18 protein-coding genes (1 of these 18 cut by a window edge) are annotated in these 17,404 nt (G+C 72.4%); 4 read left to right on the top strand and 14 right to left on the bottom strand.

What is annotated here, in order from left to right:
* From secF to AMOR_RS04115, 9 genes are all read right to left on the bottom strand, one after another.
* Positions 1-283, bottom strand: the 5' portion of a protein-coding gene (gene secF / locus AMOR_RS04075) for a protein translocase subunit SecF (protein WP_248358668.1). 953 nt of this gene lie to the left of the window's left edge; only the first 283 of its 1,236 coding nucleotides appear in the window; it begins with the start codon at positions 281-283; its stop codon lies off the left edge, out of view.
* Positions 283-2,124, bottom strand: coding sequence for a protein translocase subunit SecD (gene secD / locus AMOR_RS04080; protein ID WP_248358671.1), 1,842 nt, complete (start codon positions 2,122-2,124; stop codon positions 283-285). Before secD ends, secF begins: the two co-directional genes overlap by 1 nt.
* On the bottom strand, positions 2,125-2,481 hold the full coding sequence (yajC, locus tag AMOR_RS04085; protein WP_248358674.1) for a preprotein translocase subunit YajC: 357 nt from the start codon (positions 2,479-2,481) through the stop codon (positions 2,125-2,127).
* Between the two features lie 140 nt (positions 2,482-2,621).
* The gene (gene tgt / locus AMOR_RS04090) at positions 2,622-3,806 is read right to left on the bottom strand and encodes a tRNA guanosine(34) transglycosylase Tgt (protein WP_248358676.1); all 1,185 of its coding nucleotides are present in this window, start codon (positions 3,804-3,806) and stop codon (positions 2,622-2,624) included.
* A gap of 81 nt (positions 3,807-3,887) precedes the next feature.
* A complete protein-coding gene (locus tag AMOR_RS04095; RefSeq protein WP_248358678.1) occupies positions 3,888-4,508 on the bottom strand; it encodes a PilZ domain-containing protein in 621 nt (206 codons plus the stop codon).
* Between the two features lie 71 nt (positions 4,509-4,579).
* Positions 4,580-5,620, bottom strand: a complete 1,041-nt coding sequence (gene queA, locus AMOR_RS04100) for a tRNA preQ1(34) S-adenosylmethionine ribosyltransferase-isomerase QueA (RefSeq protein ID WP_248358680.1) — start codon at positions 5,618-5,620, stop codon at positions 4,580-4,582.
* Positions 5,621-5,643: 23 nt separating this feature from the next.
* The gene (locus AMOR_RS04105; protein ID WP_248358682.1) at positions 5,644-6,522 is read right to left on the bottom strand and encodes a SpoIID/LytB domain-containing protein; all 879 of its coding nucleotides are present in this window, start codon (positions 6,520-6,522) and stop codon (positions 5,644-5,646) included.
* Positions 6,519-7,187 carry a DedA family protein gene (locus AMOR_RS04110; RefSeq protein ID WP_248358684.1) on the bottom strand — a complete coding sequence of 223 codons (669 nt, stop codon included), beginning with the start codon at positions 7,185-7,187 and terminating at the stop codon, positions 6,519-6,521. The genes AMOR_RS04105 and AMOR_RS04110 overlap by 4 nt, the downstream gene beginning before the upstream one ends.
* Positions 7,184-8,401, bottom strand: a complete 1,218-nt coding sequence (locus tag AMOR_RS04115) for a KamA family radical SAM protein (protein ID WP_248358685.1) — start codon at positions 8,399-8,401, stop codon at positions 7,184-7,186. The genes AMOR_RS04110 and AMOR_RS04115 overlap by 4 nt, the downstream gene beginning before the upstream one ends.
* A gap of 282 nt (positions 8,402-8,683) precedes the next feature.
* Between AMOR_RS04115 and AMOR_RS04120 the strand changes: the two genes are divergently transcribed.
* Positions 8,684-9,946 (top strand): KamA family radical SAM protein, encoded by a 1,263-nt coding sequence (locus tag AMOR_RS04120; RefSeq protein WP_248358687.1) that lies wholly within the window; start codon positions 8,684-8,686, stop codon positions 9,944-9,946.
* 6 nt (positions 9,947-9,952) lie between these two features.
* On the opposite strand, the gene AMOR_RS04125 is transcribed toward AMOR_RS04120, so the two are convergent.
* The 4 genes from AMOR_RS04125 to AMOR_RS04140 all read right to left on the bottom strand — a co-directional run bounded on the left by AMOR_RS04125 (position 9,953) and on the right by AMOR_RS04140 (position 14,127).
* The gene (locus AMOR_RS04125) at positions 9,953-10,492 is read right to left on the bottom strand and encodes a hypothetical protein (protein ID WP_248358690.1); all 540 of its coding nucleotides are present in this window, start codon (positions 10,490-10,492) and stop codon (positions 9,953-9,955) included.
* 26 nt (positions 10,493-10,518) lie between these two features.
* Complete coding sequence (locus AMOR_RS04130; RefSeq protein WP_248358693.1) at positions 10,519-11,367, bottom strand: hypothetical protein; 849 nt, start codon at positions 11,365-11,367, stop codon at positions 10,519-10,521.
* 130 nt (positions 11,368-11,497) lie between these two features.
* Positions 11,498-11,884 carry a RidA family protein gene (locus AMOR_RS04135; protein ID WP_248358696.1) on the bottom strand — a complete coding sequence of 129 codons (387 nt, stop codon included), beginning with the start codon at positions 11,882-11,884 and terminating at the stop codon, positions 11,498-11,500.
* A gap of 65 nt (positions 11,885-11,949) precedes the next feature.
* Complete coding sequence (locus AMOR_RS04140) at positions 11,950-14,127, bottom strand: RelA/SpoT family protein (protein WP_248358699.1); 2,178 nt, start codon at positions 14,125-14,127, stop codon at positions 11,950-11,952.
* A gap of 333 nt (positions 14,128-14,460) precedes the next feature.
* Between AMOR_RS04140 and AMOR_RS04145 the strand changes: the two genes are divergently transcribed.
* Genes AMOR_RS04145 through AMOR_RS04155 form a run of 3 tightly spaced genes read left to right on the top strand, consistent with a single transcriptional unit; the run spans position 14,461 to position 16,838 of the window.
* Complete coding sequence (locus AMOR_RS04145) at positions 14,461-15,699, top strand: FHA domain-containing protein (RefSeq protein ID WP_248358702.1); 1,239 nt, start codon at positions 14,461-14,463, stop codon at positions 15,697-15,699.
* Between the two features lie 15 nt (positions 15,700-15,714).
* On the top strand, positions 15,715-16,017 hold the full coding sequence (locus AMOR_RS04150; RefSeq protein WP_248358705.1) for an MTH1187 family thiamine-binding protein: 303 nt from the start codon (positions 15,715-15,717) through the stop codon (positions 16,015-16,017).
* A 23-nt stretch (positions 16,018-16,040) separates the two neighbouring features.
* Positions 16,041-16,838: an FHA domain-containing protein gene (locus AMOR_RS04155; protein ID WP_248358707.1), complete on the top strand. Its 798-nt coding sequence runs from the start codon at positions 16,041-16,043 to the stop codon at positions 16,836-16,838.
* 78 nt (positions 16,839-16,916) lie between these two features.
* On the opposite strand, the gene AMOR_RS04160 is transcribed toward AMOR_RS04155, so the two are convergent.
* Complete coding sequence (locus AMOR_RS04160) at positions 16,917-17,279, bottom strand: TraR/DksA family transcriptional regulator (RefSeq protein ID WP_248358709.1); 363 nt, start codon at positions 17,277-17,279, stop codon at positions 16,917-16,919.
* Between the last annotated feature and the right edge of the window lie 125 nt (positions 17,280-17,404).

The following is a 17,404-nucleotide window of genomic DNA, read 5'->3' on the forward strand; positions in this document are numbered from 1 at the left end:
CGTTGTCGGACTCGGGGCCGTACGTCTGGACCGACGCGTCCTTGAGGCCCAGGTCCTCGACGGCGTTCCGGAGCTGGCCGGGGTCGACCTTCCCCGTGAACTTCACCTCCATCTCGGTGCCGCCGGCGAAGTCCACGCCGAAGTTCAGGCCGTGGACGAACGGCAGGCACCAGATGATGACCGCGAGGTTCACGACGAGGGACAGCACCACCGCGATGTGGCGCTTCCCCACGAAGTCGAACTTCGTGCCGTGGGGGACGATGTCGAAGCTCTTGAATTGCATCAGACGCTCAGCCTCGCCGTGTCGTGGCGGGTGAAGTACTCCATCATCGCGCGGGTCACCACGATGGACGTGAACATCGAGGCGACGAGGCCGATGATGAGGGTGACCGCGAAGCCGCGGACCGGACCGGAGCCGTACTCCATGAGCACGACAGCGGCGACGAGGGTCGTGACGTGCGAGTCGACGATCGTCCAGAACACCTTGTCGTAGCCCTGCTGCACGGCCTGCTTCACGGTGCGCCCGCCGCGCAGCTCCTCGCGGATGCGCTCGTTGATGAGGACGTTCGCGTCGACCGCCATGCCGAGCGTCAGGACGAAGCCGGCGATGCCCGGCAGCGTGAGCGTCGACCCGATCATCGACATGATCGCGAGGACGAGGAGACCGTTCAGGACGAGGGCGATGTCCGCGATGAAGCCGGACGCGCGGTAGTAGACGACCATGAAGAGCAGCACCAGCGCGAGCCCGATGAGCGCGGCGGTGGTGCCCTTGCGGACGAGCTCGGGCCCGAGCGTCGCGCCGACCTGGCGCTCCTCGGAGATGGTGACGGGCGCCGGGAGCGCGCCGGCCTTGAGCACGAGCGCGATCTGGTTCGCCTCCTCGAACTGGTCGGCCTGGTTCCGGCCGGAGCCGAGCGTGATCTGCCCGTTCGAGGAGATGCGGCCCTGGATGTACGGCGCGGTCTCGACCTTGTCGTCGAGCACGGTCGCCATGCGGCGGCGCATGTTCTCGCTCGTGAGCTTGTCCATGAGCCGCGCGCCGTCCGGGGACATCTTGAACGCCACGACGGGCCGGTTCCGCTGGAGCGAGTCGGAGTTGTCCACCTGGACCGACGCGTCGGCGATGTAGTCGCCGGTCAGCTCGGTCTTCGCGCGGAGCAGGTACGTCTTGTAGTAGGTCGACTTCACCGGGCCCTGGCCGAGCTGGCCCTCGCCGATCCCGATGACGTTCTTCTGCGGGTCGAGGAGCGGATTCAGCTTCTGCTCGATGACCTTCTCGAGCTCGGGCCGGGTGTTCGAAGCGACCACGGTCGTGACGCGGCTGCCGCCGGTGGGCAGCTCGACCGGCTCGGCGGTCCAGCAGCCGCCCTCGGGCAGCGGCAGGCTCAGGCCCGCCCGCGTCGCGGGGCACTGCGGCAGCTTCGACTGGACCTGATCGAGGACCGGGTTCTCGTCGTCGGCGATCTTGAACTCGAGCTGGGCGGTGCGGCCGAGCAGCTCCTTCGCCTTCTCGGGATCCTTGAAGCCCGGGAGCTGGATCTGGATCTGGTTGTTGGCCTTCCGCTTGATGTCGGGCTCGGTGACGCCCCACTTGTCGACGCGGTTGCGGATGACCTTCTCCGCCTGCTCGACCGCCTTCTTGCGGAACTCCGTCAGGACCGCGTCCTTGAACGCGAAGTCGACGGCGCCGTCGGCCGTGTTCGAGGCGTACATCTCCTCGCGGTAGCCGCGCGACGAGTCGAGGACCGCGTCACGGACGTCCTGCGGCTTGTCGGTCTTGACCTCGACGACCGTGCCGTTCGCGGCCGGGGCGCTCGACGAGAACGGGACACTCTTCGTCTTCAGGTAGTCCGCGATCTCGTCCGCGCGGCGGGCGATCTTCGCCTGCACCGCGCGGTCGACGTCGACGCCGAGCGCGAGGTGGATGCCGCCCTGGAGGTCGAGGCCCAGGTTGAGGTGGTGCTTCGCGTCCGGCGCCCACTTCGGCACCGAGGTGTCGTACGTCTCGGTGGCGCGCTGGTCCGGCGGGAGCCGGAAGTAGAACCAGCTCGGGACGAGCTGGTAGATCGAAAGGAGCGCGACCGCGCCGATGAGCGCGACGCGCCAGTACCAGGAGCGTTCCATCTACTTCTTCGCCTCCGCCTTGGCCGGCTGCTGGGGCTCCACCTGTTTCCAGGGCCCCGCAACGTAACTCTTGAGGACCCGCATCTTCGTCCCGCCACCCACGTCGATCATCACCGTGCGGTCGTCGACGAGCGTGACCGTCCCGACGATGCCGCCCTGCGTGATGACCTCGTCGCCCTTCTTGAGGGCGGTGATGAACTCCTGCGTCTTCTTCCGCTCCTTGGCCTGCGGCCGCCAGAGGACGAAGTAGAAGATCGCGATCATGCCGGCGAAGAGGACGATGCCGTTCAGCGGGCTCCCCCCGCTCGGCGCGGCTTCGCCGGTCTGCGAGAGGAAGGCGTGGAGGACGGGGTGCATTCTTGGATGCTCCGGAGATCGAGCCGGGGTTTGACCGAAAAGCGCTGTGTTCTAGCGTGATTTCGGCAGGGAACACAACCCCTTTGTTCCGGGCGGGGCGCCCCGTCGCACCCCCGCTCCACGGACGTGGGAGACCGCTGCTACGGCTCCTCGCCCTCCCGCCAGGCGGCGAGCCGCTCGCGCCGGAAGGCCTCGAACCGGCCGGCGGCGATCGCCTCCCGGGCCGCCTGCATGAGCGTCAGGTAGAAGTGCAGGTTGTGGAGGGTGTTCGCGCGGAGGGCCAGGATCTCGCCGGCCTTGAAGAGGTGACGGAGGTAGGCGCGGGTGAACGTCCGGCACGTGTGGCAGCCGCAGGCCGGGTCCGCCGGCCGGGTGTCGTCGGCGTGGCGCGCGTTCCGGATGACGAGCTTCCCGCGGCTCGTGAAGAGGAGGCCGTTCCGGGCGGTCCGGGTGGGGAGGACGCAGTCGAACATGTCCACGCCCGCCGCGATCCCTGCGAGCAGGTCCTCGGGCGTCCCCACGCCCATGAGATAGCGCGGCTTCTCCCGCGGGAGCCGGGGCGCGTCGCGCGCGACCCCCTCCCACATCTGCACCGGCTCCTCGCCCACGGCGTAGCCCCCCAGCGCGTAGCCGGGGAGATCGAGCGCCGCCGCCTCCTCGATGGCGCGCGCGCGGAGGTCGCCGAAGAGGCCGCCCTGCGCGATGCCGAAGAGGTTGCAGGCGTACTGCTCCGCCGCGCCGTCGGCCGCGCGTCGGTCCTCGAGCTCCCGCCACGCCTGCCGGCACCGCACGAGCCAGCGCTGCGTCCGCGCGAGCGAAAGCTCGTGGTAGGCGCGGTCTGCGAGCGAGGGCGGGCACTCGTCGAACGCCATGATGACGTCCGCGCCGAGGGCCTCCTGGACGAGGATCGCCTTCTCGGGCGAGAGGAAGTGGCGCGAGCCGTCGAGGTGGCTCCGGAACGTGACGCCCTCCTCGGCGATCGTCACGAGCCCCGGTCCGCCCTTGTCGCGCCCGGCGCCCTTCTCGCCGAGGCTGAAGACCTGGAAGCCGCCCGAGTCGGTGAGGACCGCGCCGCCCCAGGACATGAACCGGTGCAGGCGCCCGAGCCGCTCTACCCGCTCGTGCCCGGGCCGCAGGTACAGGTGGTACGTGTTCGCGAGGATGATGCGCGCGCCGAGCGCCTCGAGGTCCCGGGGCTCGAGCGTCTTGACCGTCGCGGCGGTGCCCACCGGCATGAAGACCGGCGTCTCGATGGTGCCGTGCGCGGTCTCGAGGCGGCCGCGGCGCGCGGCGCCGTCCTCGGCGAGGAGCGTGAAGCGCATCACGGGCCGGGTGTCACCCGCGCGCGGGCGGGTGTCAAGCGGGGCGCGCCGTGCGCGGCGGCCCCTTTCGTGCCGGCGCGGACGTCAGGCCGCCCGCGCCCCCGATCGCGCGACGTCGGCGACGAGCGACCGCCACGCGCGCCCGGCGCGGCCGTCGGAGATGATGCGGACGCCGGCGCTCCGCTCGACCGCGCCGCCGGGCTGGTTCCAGCAGACCACCGCCCGGGCGACCGGCGCGAAGATCCCCGTGCCGAGCTTCAGGCCGAGCAGGTCGCCGACGAGCGGGAGCTGCCCCGCCCAGCGCAGGGAGCAACCGCCCTCGGACACGTTCAGCGTCGCGGACTCGAACGACGTCCCCGCGTGCTCCACGACGAGGCGGCGCTCGGCTGCGTACCGAGGCGCACGCTCCCGGAAGCTGACGGGCTCGCCGCGCGCAGCCATCGCGAGGAAGCCGGCGGCGGCGACGCTCCCGCGGTCGAGGTTCAGCTCCACGCCGGGCGGCAGCGCGGGCCGGCCGATGCGGCGGACGAGGGCGACCTTCCCGAAGAGCGTGGCGCGGATCGTCTGGCCGTAGATGCCGACGCGGACGGCGACGGGATCGCCGACCCGCGACTCGGAGAGCGCCGGGAGGAACAGGCTGCCGGCTTCCGGCCGCCAGCCCGCGAGGTACTGGGCCGCCTCGAGGTTCACCGAGACGCTGTGCACACCCCCCGCTCCTTTCCCTTCAAGAGCGTACACCGTATAGCACACCCGCACCGGCATCGTGGACCCCGCACTCATGGTGCACGGCGGGGCAGGAACATGGCATCCCCGTAGCTGAAGAACCGGTACCGGGCCGCGACCGCCTCGCGGTACGCCCCGAGCACCCGGTCGGTCCCCCCGAACGCGCTGACGAGCATCAGGAGGGTAGACCTCGGCAGGTGGAAGTTCGTGACCAGGGAATCGACGACCCGGAAGGTATGACCGGGGCGGATGAACAGCTCCGTGCGCCCCTCCCCCGCCGCGACCGCGCCGTCGCGCCAGGCGCTCTCGAGCGTCCGGACGGACGTCGTCCCGACCGCCACGACCCGCCCGCCGCGGGCCCGGGCCGCCGCGATCTGCGCCGCCGCCTCGGCGGCGACGACGTACCGCTCGCCGTGCATGCGATGGCCTTCCACCGAGTCGCCGCGAACCGGGAGGAACGTGCCGGGCCCGACGTGCAGCGTGACCGCCGTGCGCGCGACGCCGCGCGCGGCGATCCGCGCGAGGAGCGGCTCCGTGAAGTGCAGGCCGGCCGTCGGCGCGGCGGCGCTGCCCGGCGCCCGCGCGAACACCGTCTGGTAGCGGACCGCGTCCTCGGCGGACGGATCGCGGTGGACGTACGGCGGGAGGGGGATCCGGCCGGCGCGGGCGAGCGCCGCCTCGAGCTCGGCGCCCTCGCGGTCGAGGGTGACGGCGTAGAACCCCTCCCCTTCCACGGCGTCGACGCGGGCGGCGAGCCCGTCGAACTCGAGGGCCGCGCCGGCGCGGATCGGCTTCGAGGCCTGCCCCATCGCGCGCCAGCGCCGCCCGAGGCCGCCCTCGAGCGGCTCGCAGAGGAGGAGCTCGACCTTGCCGCCGGTGGGCTTCCGCCCGACGAGGCGCGCCGGGATGACCTTCGTGTCGTTGAACACGAGCAGGTCGCCGGGCTCGAGCAGGTCCGGGAGGTCGGCGAATGCGGCGTGGCGCGGCGGCGCGTCGGGCGGGACGACGAGGAGGCGCGACGCGTCCCGCGGCGTGACCGGCGCCTGCGCGATCAGCTCCTCGGGGAGCGGGAAGTCGAAGTCGGAGAGCTTCACGTCGTGCGCGTCGCGGGGCGCCGTCAGTACATGCGGACGACTTCGGTCCCCGGGTAGTAGTGCAGCAGGATCTCGCGGTAGGTCCGCCCCTCGCGCGCGAACCCCGCCGCGCCCCACTGGCACAGGCCGGCGCCGTGGCCGAGGCCTCTTCCCTCGAACACGAAGGCGCCGCCTGCGAGCCGGACGTCGAACGCGAGGGACGGCAGGCGCGCGAACCCGAGCCGCTGCCGGAGGTCGCTCGCGGCGAGCGCGACCTTCGCCGCGCCGCGGGCCAGCTCGACGCGGTCGGCGCGGCCGGTGGCGGTGCGGGCGATCACCCGCGCGCCGGTCGCGGCGCCACCGAGGCCGGCGAGCTTGCCGAGCTCCGCCGCGGGGACGCTCACGTTCCAGCGCGCGCGGGGCGCGCCGTCGCAGCGGCCGCACGTGACCGGCGCGAGGTACGGCAGGTCGCGGCCGAGCGCGGCCAGCCCGCCCTCGGTCCGCCCGCCGCACACGGCGTGGAAGTAGGCCTCCACCGGCTCCATCCCGAGGACGAGGACCTCGCCCGCCGTCGCGGCCGTCGCGGCCCGCGCCGCGGCGTTCCCCTGCCCCGCGGCGAAGACCTGGGCGAGCACGCCGGTCGCGATGTCCCAGCGCCGGTTCGCGGCCTGCGCCTCGAGCTTGCGCGTGAGCGCGTAGCTCCGCGCCGCGACCGCCTGCGCCTTGAGCGCCTCCGCCGGGAAGGAGCCGGGCATCTCGCCCGCGACGACGCCCGCGACGTAGTCCTCGAGGCGCAGCTCCTCGATGGTCTCGGGGTCCGCCTTGACGAGGACGCGGATCAGCTCCTCGGCGGCGGCCGGCGCCGAGGCGAGGACGAGCAACAGCGCGACGGCGGAGCGCAGGGGCACGCGGACGCGGATCACGCCTCTTCGGCGTCGGTCGCCGCCGCCGGGGCGCCGGGCGCGCGCCGCGCCTCCTTCAGCTTGTGCCAGACGAACCACGCGACGGCGAGCACGCCCACGACGACGATGACGAGCTCGAAGCGGTGGTACAGCGCCTTGAAGCGCGGGTCGGTGTGCCACGCGTCGCCGAGCTTCGCGCCGACCCACGCGAGCAGCAGGCACCACGGGTACGAGCCGACGAACGTGTAGACGACGAACTTGCCCATCGGCATGCGCGACACGCCGGCCGGGAAGGCGATGAACGTGCGGATCACCGGCAGGAGCCGCCCCGCGAAGACCACCCACTGGCCCCAGCGCTGGAAGAGCCGGTCGGCGAGGTCGAGATCGCGGTGCGAGATGAGGACGTACCGACCGTACCTCTCGATGAGCGGGCGCCCGCCGTACAGCCCGAGGTAGTAGGCGGGGATCGAGCCCACGACGCAGCCGACCGCGCCCGCGAGCGCGGCGCCGTGGAGCGTGAAGTGGCCCTGGTACACGAGGTACCCGGCGAGCGGCATGATGATCTCGGACGGCAGCGGGATGCAGGCGCTCTCGATCGCCATGAGCAGCACGACGCCGCCGTAGCCCATCCCACCGATCACGGCGGTGGTGAACCCGAGCAGCGCCTCGACGATCCGCGAGATCATGTCTCCCCTTCCGGCGCCGCGCGCCCGTCCGCTCGCGCGCCGTCCAGCGCCCCGTCCGCGCCGCCGTAGTAGACCTCCTCGTACGGGCAGGTGCAATCCCGCCCGGGCGGCTCCGGATAGAAGTAGCGCTCGCCGCGGTGGTTGCGGAGCCAGTGTCCCCGTCCGCCCTGCTCGCCTTCCCCGAGGAGGTACGTCGGCTGGAGCGTCACCTTGCCGCCACCGCCCGGGAGATCGACCGCGAGGTGGGGGATCGCCAGCCCGCTCGTGCGACCGCGGAGCCGCTCGAGGATCTCGACGCCGGCCTCGAGCGGCGTCCTGAGGTGCGACGTCCCGGCCGCGAGATCGCCCTGGTGCAGGTAGTAGGGGCGCACCCGGAACGTGAGCAGCCGCTCGAAGAGATCGCCGAGGATGCGCGCCGAGGAGTTCACGCCGCGCAGCAGCACGGTCTGGTTCTCGACGGGCACGCCGTGGTCGACGAGCCGCTCGCACGCCTCCCGCGCCTCCGGCGTGCACTCCTTCGGATGGTTGAAGTGCGTCACCAGGAACAGCGGCGCGAACCGCCGGAGCATCGCCGCGAGGTCGTCGGTGATCCGCATCGGGCAGGTCACCGGGGCGCGGGTCGCGACGCGGAGCACCTGCACGTGCGGGATCGCTCGCAGCCCCGCGAGGATCGCCTCGAGCCGGTCGTCGGAGAGGACGAGCGGATCGCCCCCGGACACGATCACGTCGCGGACCTCGGGGTGGGCGCGGACGTACGCGATGCCCTCGTCCACCGCGGCGCGGTCGAACGCGCCGTCCTCGCCGAACGTGATCCGGCGGCGGGTGCAGTGCCGGCAGTACACCGCGCAGCGATCCACGGCGAGGAAGAGGGCGCGATCGCGGTACTTGTGCACGATGGCGCGCGCGGGCCGGTGCGGCTCCTCGCCGATCGGATCCTCCAGATCGCCGAACGCGAGCGTCGCCTCCCCGGGGGCGGGGATCACCTGCATCCGGACCGGGCAGGACGGATGGTCCGGATCCATGAGCGACGCGTAGTAAGGGGTGACGGCGATCCGCGAGCGGCCCTCCGCGAGCGCGAGGCCGCGGCGCTCGGCGTCCGTGAGCGGGACCACGCGCCCGAGCGCCTCCGCGGAGGTGAGCGCGTGGCGCTGCTGCCAGCGCCAGTCGCGCCATTCCGCGTCGGTCGCGTGCGGGAACGTCGCCTTCGGGATCATCGTCGTCAGGAACGGTCGCGGGCGCGCGCCGGGAACGGTCGCGGGCGCCGGCGGGGCCGGTCGAGGGCGCGGAAGCTAACGGTCGGGATCGCCGGTGTCAATTCGGGACGGGAGCGCTCGTCGTCGCGGCGCGCCCGGTGCGCGCCTGCGCACCAGCAGACGAGCGCCCCCCGGCCGGTCCGCCCCGCCGAAGGCCTCTCGGGCGTGTCAGAGGCGGGGCGCAGTGTTAATGAATTGCCCGGTCCCATGCCCGCATGCGGGCATGGGGCGGAGCGACTCGACATGGCACATCTTCCGGTGATGGGCGAGATCGACGGAGCGACCGAGAAGCGGGCAGCCGGCGAGGCCCGCGCGAGCGGCGGGATCGGCTCCGCGACGGCCCCCGTCGTCCCGCTCGAGCCGCGCGACCCCGCGCCCGTCCCGGTGGTCCGGTCGAGGTTCCAGCCCGGGCCGCGCTCGATCTGGAAGGGTACGCCGGACGCGCTCTGGAACGACTGGCACTGGCAGCAGCGCGAGCGGATCACCCGGCTCCAGCAGCTCGAGCGGGTCATCCGCGTCACCCCGGAGGAGCGGAGAGCCGCCGTCGAGACGGACGCCGAGTTCCACATGGGCATCACGCCGTACTACGCGGCGCTGATGGACCCCGAGGATCCGACCTGCCCGATCCGGCTCCAGTCCGTCCCGACGATGGGCGAGCTGAACATCCTCTCCTCGGACCTCGAGGACCCGCTCGCGGAGGAGCGGGACATGCCGGTGCCCGGCATCACGCACCGCTACCCGGATCGCGTCCTCTTCTACACGACGCACAACTGCCCGGTGTACTGCCGCCACTGCACGCGAAAGCGGAAGGTGTCGGACCCCACGAGCGCCGCGGCGAAGCGGCAGATCGAGGAGTCGCTCGCGTACATCGAGCGGCACGCCGAGATCCGCGACGTCGTGATCTCGGGCGGCGATCCGCTGTCGCTCTCCGACGAGAGGCTCGATTACATCCTCGGGCGGCTCCGGGCGATCCCGCACATCGAGATCTTCCGGCTCGGGACGCGGAACCTCGTCACGCTCCCGCAGCGCGTGACCGACGACTTCGTCTACATGCTCCGGCGGCACCACCCGGTGTACGTCAACACGCACTTCAACCATCCGAAGGAGTGCACCACGGAGGCCTTCGACGCAGCCCGCCGCCTCGCGGACGCGGGCTGCGTCATCGGCAACCAGATGGTGCTGCTGAAGGGCGTGAACGACGATCCCGCGATCGTGAAGGAGCTGAACCACAGGCTCCTGCTCATGCGGATCCGGCCCTACTACATCTACCAGTGCGATCTCTCGAAGGGTATCAGCCACTTCCGCACTCCGGTCGAGACCGGCATCCGCATCATCGAGGCCCTCCGCGGTCACACCTCCGGCCTCGCGGTCCCGCACTTCGTCGTCGACGCGCCGAACGGCGGCGGCAAGATCCCGGTGAACCCGGATTACGTCGTCTCGCACGAGGGCAAGAAGTGGGTGCTCCGGAACTACGCCGGGAAGACGTTCGAGTACTTCGAGCCGTAGCGCCGGTCAGCGGAGGATCGCGAGCGCGGCGATCGTGAGGTCCGGGGACGAGATCGTCGCGACGAGCCCGTCGTACTCGCCACCGGCGGGGAGACGGCACCCTTCCCAGTCGCACGTCCCACCGTTGCGCCGCACCATCGCTCGAAGCCGGCTGAGCACGCGGCGGGCCGCGAGCCAGTTTCCGTTGCCGTCGTAGTGGGCACTGAGCCGGAGAACCCTGCCGTCGTCGTCGTACTCCGGCAGGACGTTCAGCGTGGTCCCCGACTCCCCGGGCAGCTTCGAGAGCCTCCCGTCCGTCACTCCGTAGTAGGTGGACGACGCGAGCGGCGAGGCGTCGACCTCCTCTCGCGTCGATCCGACCCCGACGCCGTACAGCCGAAGCCGGACGTGACCGGCATCCGCCGGAACGATCTCGAGACCCGCGAGCTCGGTCCCACCGCCGACGCCTGCGGCGTAGGCGAGAGCCGCAGCCATCGAGATCACGATCGAACCCGCCACGGCCCAGATGAACTTGCTCCGCCTCGTGATCCACGTCTTCACGCTCATGATGCTCCTCCTCGGGTGGTCGGGTCTCACGGCCGGACGGTGACGCGGGGCCGGCTCGACAGCGCCCAGCGAACGGTCTCGGTCGACAGCAGGTTCCACCTCGCGCTCGCGCGGCCCTCGACGGCGACCTCGACCGGACCCTCCTTCAGGCGACGCCCGGCGCGAACGCCGAGCTCCACGCTCCGCCCGTCCGACGCGACGAACGGCGAGACCGGCGCGCCCGGGAACGCCTCGAGCTCGAGCCGATCGAGCCGCTCGCCGCCGCTCGTCGTGACCGTCGCGCCGGGGAGCCCGACCTGGCGGGCGGCGGTGAGCGGCGTGCTCGGTCCGACGGACGCCGTGATGCGCTGGTTCCTCGATCCGAAGACCGCGTCGGCCGTGACGCCGCCCCGGCCGATCGACGCACCCGCCGCGAGCTGCCGGTCTCCGGCGGCGACGCTCACCTGCGCGCTCGCGCTCAGCTCGACGGAGAGCGGGACCGGCATGCCGGCCAGGCGGAGCTCGACCTCGCCCTTCTCCCGCATCGTGCGCTCGAGGAGGCCGAGCCCGCGCTGGTGGAGCGCCTCGAAGTCCTCGCCCTCGCGCGCCGTCCACCCCGCCGGCATCGACGACGGCGGAGGCGCGGGCTCGCCGTACTCCGCCACCTCCTCCGGCGTCCGGCACCCCTTCAGCCCGGCGGCCCACCGGTCCAGGTACCTCTCGTAGTCGGCGAGATCGAGGCGCCGATTCGCGAGGTTGATCCGGTGGGTCTCGGAGCGCGACCTCGGCTCCGGCCGGAACTCGAACATCGGCCGCTCGCCGATGGGCGGCGGCGGGTGCGGGCCGACGGAGAACGTGGGAACGGCGGACGGGGAACCTTCGACACGGACGGGCATGCGGCCTCCTGGAGAACGTCGCTGGACGTCCCCAGGAGCGAGCGCCGTGCCGCGCCGAACCCCGCGGATTCGGGGCGGCGGAGCGACGAGGCGCGTCCGCGGCGCCGCCGCTCGCGTCCGCGACGCGGACCTAGTCGAGGACCGCGACGGCCTCGATCTCCACCCGCGCGCCGCGCGGCAACCCCGCGACCTGCACCGTCGCGCGCGCGGGCGGGGCGGCCGTGAAGCAGCGGCCGTACACCTCGTTCACCTTCGCGAAGTCGCCGAGATCGGTCAGCCAGATCGTCGTCTTCACGACGTGCTCGAACCCGGCGCCCGCGCGGGCGAGCACCGCGCGCAGGTTGTCCATGACGCGCTGGGTCTCCTGCTCGATCGTGCCCTTCACGAGCTCGCCCGTGGCCGGGTCGAGCGGGATCTGGCCGGAGAGGTACAGCGTCCGCGCGCCGCGCGCCTCGACGGCCTGGCTGTAGGGACCGATCGCCTTCGGCGCGTCCGGGGTCGAGATGGGGGTCTTCATGAGGACGGACCTTACCGGCCCGGCCCCGGCCCTTCAACGCGCCCGGCGGGGAGGCGGGCGGCAGGCTAGACGCGCTGGACCGACTGGACGCCATCGATCCGCTCGATGGAGCGGATGACGGAATTGAGCTGCTTCAGGTCGCCGACGGTGACCTCGAACTCGTTCACGGCGCGCTCGCCGGGCGTCGTCCGGCAGCTCGCCTGCGAGATGTTCACCCCGGCCTCGCTGAACGTCTGGGAGATCTTCGCGAGGATCCCGGGCCGATCCGTGGTGATCACGCGGAGCGAGACGTTCCGCTTGAAGTCGCCGCGCACGTCCCAGGCGACGTCGACGCGCCGCTCGGGATCGATACCGAGGATCTTGTCGCAGCCGGCGGTGTGCACCGTGACGCCGCGTCCGCGGGTGATGAACCCGACGATCCCGTCGCCCGGCACCGGGTTGCAGCACTTGCCGAACCGGACGAGCACGTCGTCGATGCCGTTGATCCGCACGCCCTCCGTGGGGCGCCGCGCCATCTTGCGGAAGAGCTCGGCGATCCGGCTCGGCGGCTGGGCGGGCTCCGTCGGCGGCGCCTCGGCGAGCCTCTCGGCGGGGAGGAGCTGCTGGAGGATCTGCGCGGGCGCGATCTTGCCGTAGCCGACCGCCGCGAGGAGGTCCTCGACGACGCGGTACCCGAGCCCCTGCGCGACCTTCTCGAGCTCGCCGCCCTTCACGAGCTTGTTCAGCGTGAGGCCGAAGCGGCGCAGCTCGCGCTCGGCGACCTCGCGGCCGATCTCGATGGAGCGGCGGTGCTCGGTCGCGCGCAGGAACTGCCGGATGCGCGCCTGCGCCCGGCTCGTCTTCACGAAGGTGAGCCAGTCCTTCGACGGGTGCGAGTGCGGGCTCGTGAGGATCTCGACCGTGTCGCCGTTCTTGAGCGTGTAGCGGAGCGGGACGAGCTTCCCGTTCACCTTCGCGCCGACGCAGTGCTCGCCGATCTCGGAGTGGATCGTGTAGGCGAAGTCGACCGGGGTCGCCCCGCGGGGCAGGCTCTTCACCGCGCCCTTCGGCGTGAACACGAAGACCTCGTCGGAGAAGAGGTCGACCTTCACCGTCTCGAGGAACTCGCGCGGATCGACGAGCTCGCGCTGCCACTCGACGAGCTGCCGGAGCCAGCCGAAGGACTCGGCGTCCTTCTTCGACATCTCCTGCACCTTGCCGTCCCGGCCGCGCTCCTTGTACGCCCAGTGGGCGGCGACGCCCTCCTCGGCGATCTTGTGCATCTCCTTCGTGCGGATCTGGACCTCGATCCGGTCGCCCGCCGGCCCCACCACGGTGGTGTGGAGGGACTGGTACAGGTTGGGCTTCGGGATCGCGATGTAGTCCTTGAAGCGGCCGGGGACCGGCTTCCACAGCGCGTGGATGAGGCCGAGGGACTCGTAGCACTGGGCGACGCTGTCCACGATCACGCGGAACCCGATGACGTCCTGGATCTGCTCGAACTCGACGTCGAGCTGCTGCATCTTCCGCCAGATGGAGTAGGTGTGCTTCACGCGGCCGGAGACGTCCGCCTCGAGCCCCGCCTCCGTGAGCTTCTTGCGGATGATCTCCACGACGTCGGCGACGAACCTCTCCCTCTCCTTCGCCGTGTTCGCGACCTTCGCCGTGAGCTCGCCGAACTCCGTCGGCTTCAGGTACTTGAACGACAGCTCCTCCAGCTCGGTCTTGATCCACTGGATGCCGAGGCGGTTCGCCAGGGGCGCGTAGATGTCGAGCGTCTCCCGGGCGATGCGCTCCTGCGACTCCGGCTTCATCGCGTCGAGCGTCCGCATGTTGTGCGTGCGGTCCGCGAGCTTGACGAGCAGGACGCGGATGTCCTTCGCCATCGCGACGACCATCTTCCGGAAGTTCTCGGCCTGCTTCTCCTCCTGCGTGTTCGCGGCGCTGAACTGCGAGAGCTTCGTCACGCCGTCCACGAGCTCGGCGATCTCGACGCCGAACAGCTCGCCGATCTCGTCCTTCGTGGCGAGCGTGTCCTCGATGGTGTCGTGGAGGAGCCCGGTGACGACCGACGACTCGTCGAGCTTCAGCTCCGCCAGGATGCCGGCGACCTCGAGCGGGTGGACGAGGTACGGCTCTCCCGACTTGCGGATCTGCCCCTGGTGAACCTTGGCGCTGTAGACGTACGCCTTCTTGATGACGTCGAGGTCGGGGTTCGGGTGATAGGTGGTCACCCGGTCGAGGATGTCGTTGAGCCTGAGCAAGGCTGATCGCGTAGCGTAACGGGTCGTGTCCGGGGCCGGCAAGCGCGCCCATCGCGCGACCGGACCCACCCTTGATCCCTAACGCAACGCGCAAGTGCGTGCCAGCGCGCGCCTCGGGGGCGAGCGGGCAGCGCCTCTCCCGGTGCGAGACGGACGGAGCGTTCGGGTGGGTCGCGCGCGAGGGGCCCGCTCGCGGCGGCCGGACGGACACCACGATCAGGGCCGGGCCGGCCCGCGCGGTGCGCGTCCCGCCAGCGTGCCGGACGGCACCCGGAAGTTGAGCGCCGAGCAGACCGCGGGGTAACGTCGCCGGCGACACGATCGGAGGGTCTGGTGAAGTGCAGGACGTGCGGCGCGGGTCTCGATCTGACGATGGCGCGCTGCCCGGCGTGTGGCGTCGAGGCGGAGCTCGGACGGCTCACCGGGATCCTCGGGATCGTGTGCCGCGGCTGCGACGCCTACAACGAGCCGGGCGCGAGCACGTGCGTCGGGTGCGGGAAGCCGCTCGGCGTGGCCGTCGACGCCGCGTCGTCCGCGATATCGCCCTCCACGCGCCCGCCCCCCATCGCGACCCCGACCGCCACGCCCGCCCCGACCGCACCCGCGCTCGCAGGCCCCGCCCGGCCCTCGCCGCCGCCACCGCCCGTCCCCGGCACGCCGGTCGTTCGCTCGTTCCCGAGGGGCGCTCCGGCCGCGACTCGCCTCGTGCCCGCCGCCGCCCTCCGGCCCACCGGTCCCGACGCGCCCGCCCTCACACCGCTGCCGCTCGGCGCGCGCTGCCCCCGCTGCGGGACCGAGGCCCGGGCCGGCGCGTTCTGCGCGCACTGCGGGCAGGCGCTGGCGCCGCACGGCACGCAGGTGATGGCGAGCGCGCGCGCGGAGCCAGCCGCGGCGCCGACGGTCGCGGTCCTCTCGCCCGGCCGCGCACGCCTCGTCGTCGAGCGCGGCGGCGGCCGCGAGGGCGCGACGTTCGCCCTCGACGCGGAGCGCGTCGAGACCGGCCGCACGAGCGGGTCCGTCGTCTTCCCCGACGACCCCTGCCTCGCCCCGCACCACGCGACCTTCCTCTACCGCGATGGTGCGCTGCACGTGCGCGACGAGGGCGCGCCGGGCGGCACGTTCCTCCGGCTCCGCGGGCTCTCCGTGTCGCTCCGGCCGGGCGATCACCTCGCGTTCGGCGAGCGGCTCCTCCGGTTCGTCGGCCCGCTCCCGCCGCCGCAGGCGCCGGCGCCCGACGGCACGCACCGCCTCGGCGCACCGCGCCCGCGCGGCGCCGCGGTCGTGCTCGAGGAGCGCCTCGAGGGCGGCGGGACCGGGCGCGTCTTCGTGCGGGGCGGGCCTTCCGTCACCATCGGCCGCGCGGGGTGCGCGGTGAACCTCGGCGCCGACCCGCTGCTCTCGCAGGCGCACGCGGAGATCGTGCTCGACGCCGCCGGAGGCGCGCGGCTGCGCGATCTGGGCTCGTCGAGCGGGACGTTCGTGAGGCTCCCCCCGCGAGGCGAGCGCGAGCTGCGCGACGGCGACGCCGTGCGGCTCGGCCGCCAGGTGCTGCGCGTCGTCGTCGACCCCTGACCGGAGGCCCTGCCCATGGCCGTCGTCTTCCTCTCGATCACGCCGCTCGGCACCGGAACGCCGAGCGTCTCGACGTACGTCGCGGGCGTGGAGAAGATCCTCCGCGGCACCCAGCTCACGAGCCAGCTCACCGCGATGGGCACGATCATCGAGGGCGACCTCGACGAGATCCTGGCCGTCATCCGGAAGATGCACGAGCACCCGTTCACGCAGGGCGCGGTCCGCGTCTCGACGTTCATCAAGATCGACGACCGGCGGGACAAGCCGGATCACTCGATCGCCGGGAAGATGCGGTCGGTCGAGGAGAAGCTCCGGTAGGGCTCCTGTACAATCGCGTCCGCATGACCACCGCCCCGCCGACCTGCGCCGCCTGCGGGACCCAGCTCCACCCCGGGTTCCGGTTCTGCGGTCACTGCGGCGCTCCGGCGGGCGCGCCGCCGCCGCCCACGCCCCAGCACATCCCCGGCCCGACCGCCGCGCCCGGCGCCGCGACCGTCCCGGCCCGCGCCGGCTGCCCCCGCCTCACGATCGTGCGCGGCGATTTGCTGCCCGCGCCGGCGTTCGACCTCTCCGGCGAGGAGACCCTCTGCGGGAGGACGACGGGTTCGATCCGCCTCGCCGAGGATCCCACGGTGTCGCCGCGCCACGCGCGGTTCACGGTGCGCGGCGGAGCGCTGACGGTCGAGGACCTCGGCACCGTCAACGGCACGTTCCTCCGCATCCGCGGCCCGCACCGGCTCGCGCCCGGCGACACGCTGCGCGTCGGCCGGCAGGTGCTGCGGCTCGAGCTGCTCCCTCCCCCGGCCGCCGCGGACGCGAGCGGCGTCCGCGCGTGGGGGACCCCCGGCCCGGGCACGCGGCTCCGCCTGGCGCAGCTCCTCGAGGGCGGCGGCGACGGCGACGCGTTCCCGCTCCACGAGGGCGAGAACGCGATCGGGCGCGAGGCGGGCGACGTCGTGTTCCCCGCGGACCGCTACGTCTCGGCGCGTCACGCCCTCCTCGAGGTCCGGGGCGAGTCGGTGACGGTGGTGGACGTCGGCAGCTCGAACGGGACCTTCGCGTCGCTCTCCGGCGAGACGGCCCTCGCGCCGGGCGATCAGCTCCTGGTGGGCGGCCAGGTGCTCCGGGTCGACGCGTAGAGGACCGGCGCCCCGAGACGGGCGCGGCCGGACCCGCGAGGGCCCGGCCGCCGGAGCTCCGCGCCGCGAGACGGGGAGCTACCCGAACGACTTCTCCTTCTGCTCCTGCTCCTCCTTGCAGCGGATGCAGAGCGTCGTGACCGGGCGGGCCTCGAGGCGCTTCGCGGAGATCTCCTCCTCGCACTTCTCGCAGATCCCGAACGTGCCGTTCTCGATCCGGGCGAGGGCCTTGTCGATCTTCGCGAGGAGGAACTTCTCGCGGTCGCGCAGGCGGAAGATCATCGACTGCGTGTACTCGCTCGAGGCCAGGTCGATCTCGTCCGGCAGGTCGTCCGTGTCGAAGGACGACTCCTCCGTCAGAGTCTTCTTGGCCTGGACGAGGAGCTGGCGCTTGGACTCCTCCAGCATCGTCTTGAACTTCTTGAGGTCCTTCTTGTTCAAGCGATTACCCCCGGGGGTCCCTAAAAAAGAAGGCCGTGAACCTAAACGTCGGGGGTGGCCGTGTCAAGGCGACCGGCCGTCCCACCGGCGCCCCCGGGGTCGGCCCCCGGCGTGCGCCGCCGGAG

It is taken from the genome of Anaeromyxobacter oryzae (genome assembly GCF_023169945.1).
Lineage (GTDB): Bacteria > Myxococcota > Myxococcia > Myxococcales > Anaeromyxobacteraceae > Anaeromyxobacter > Anaeromyxobacter oryzae.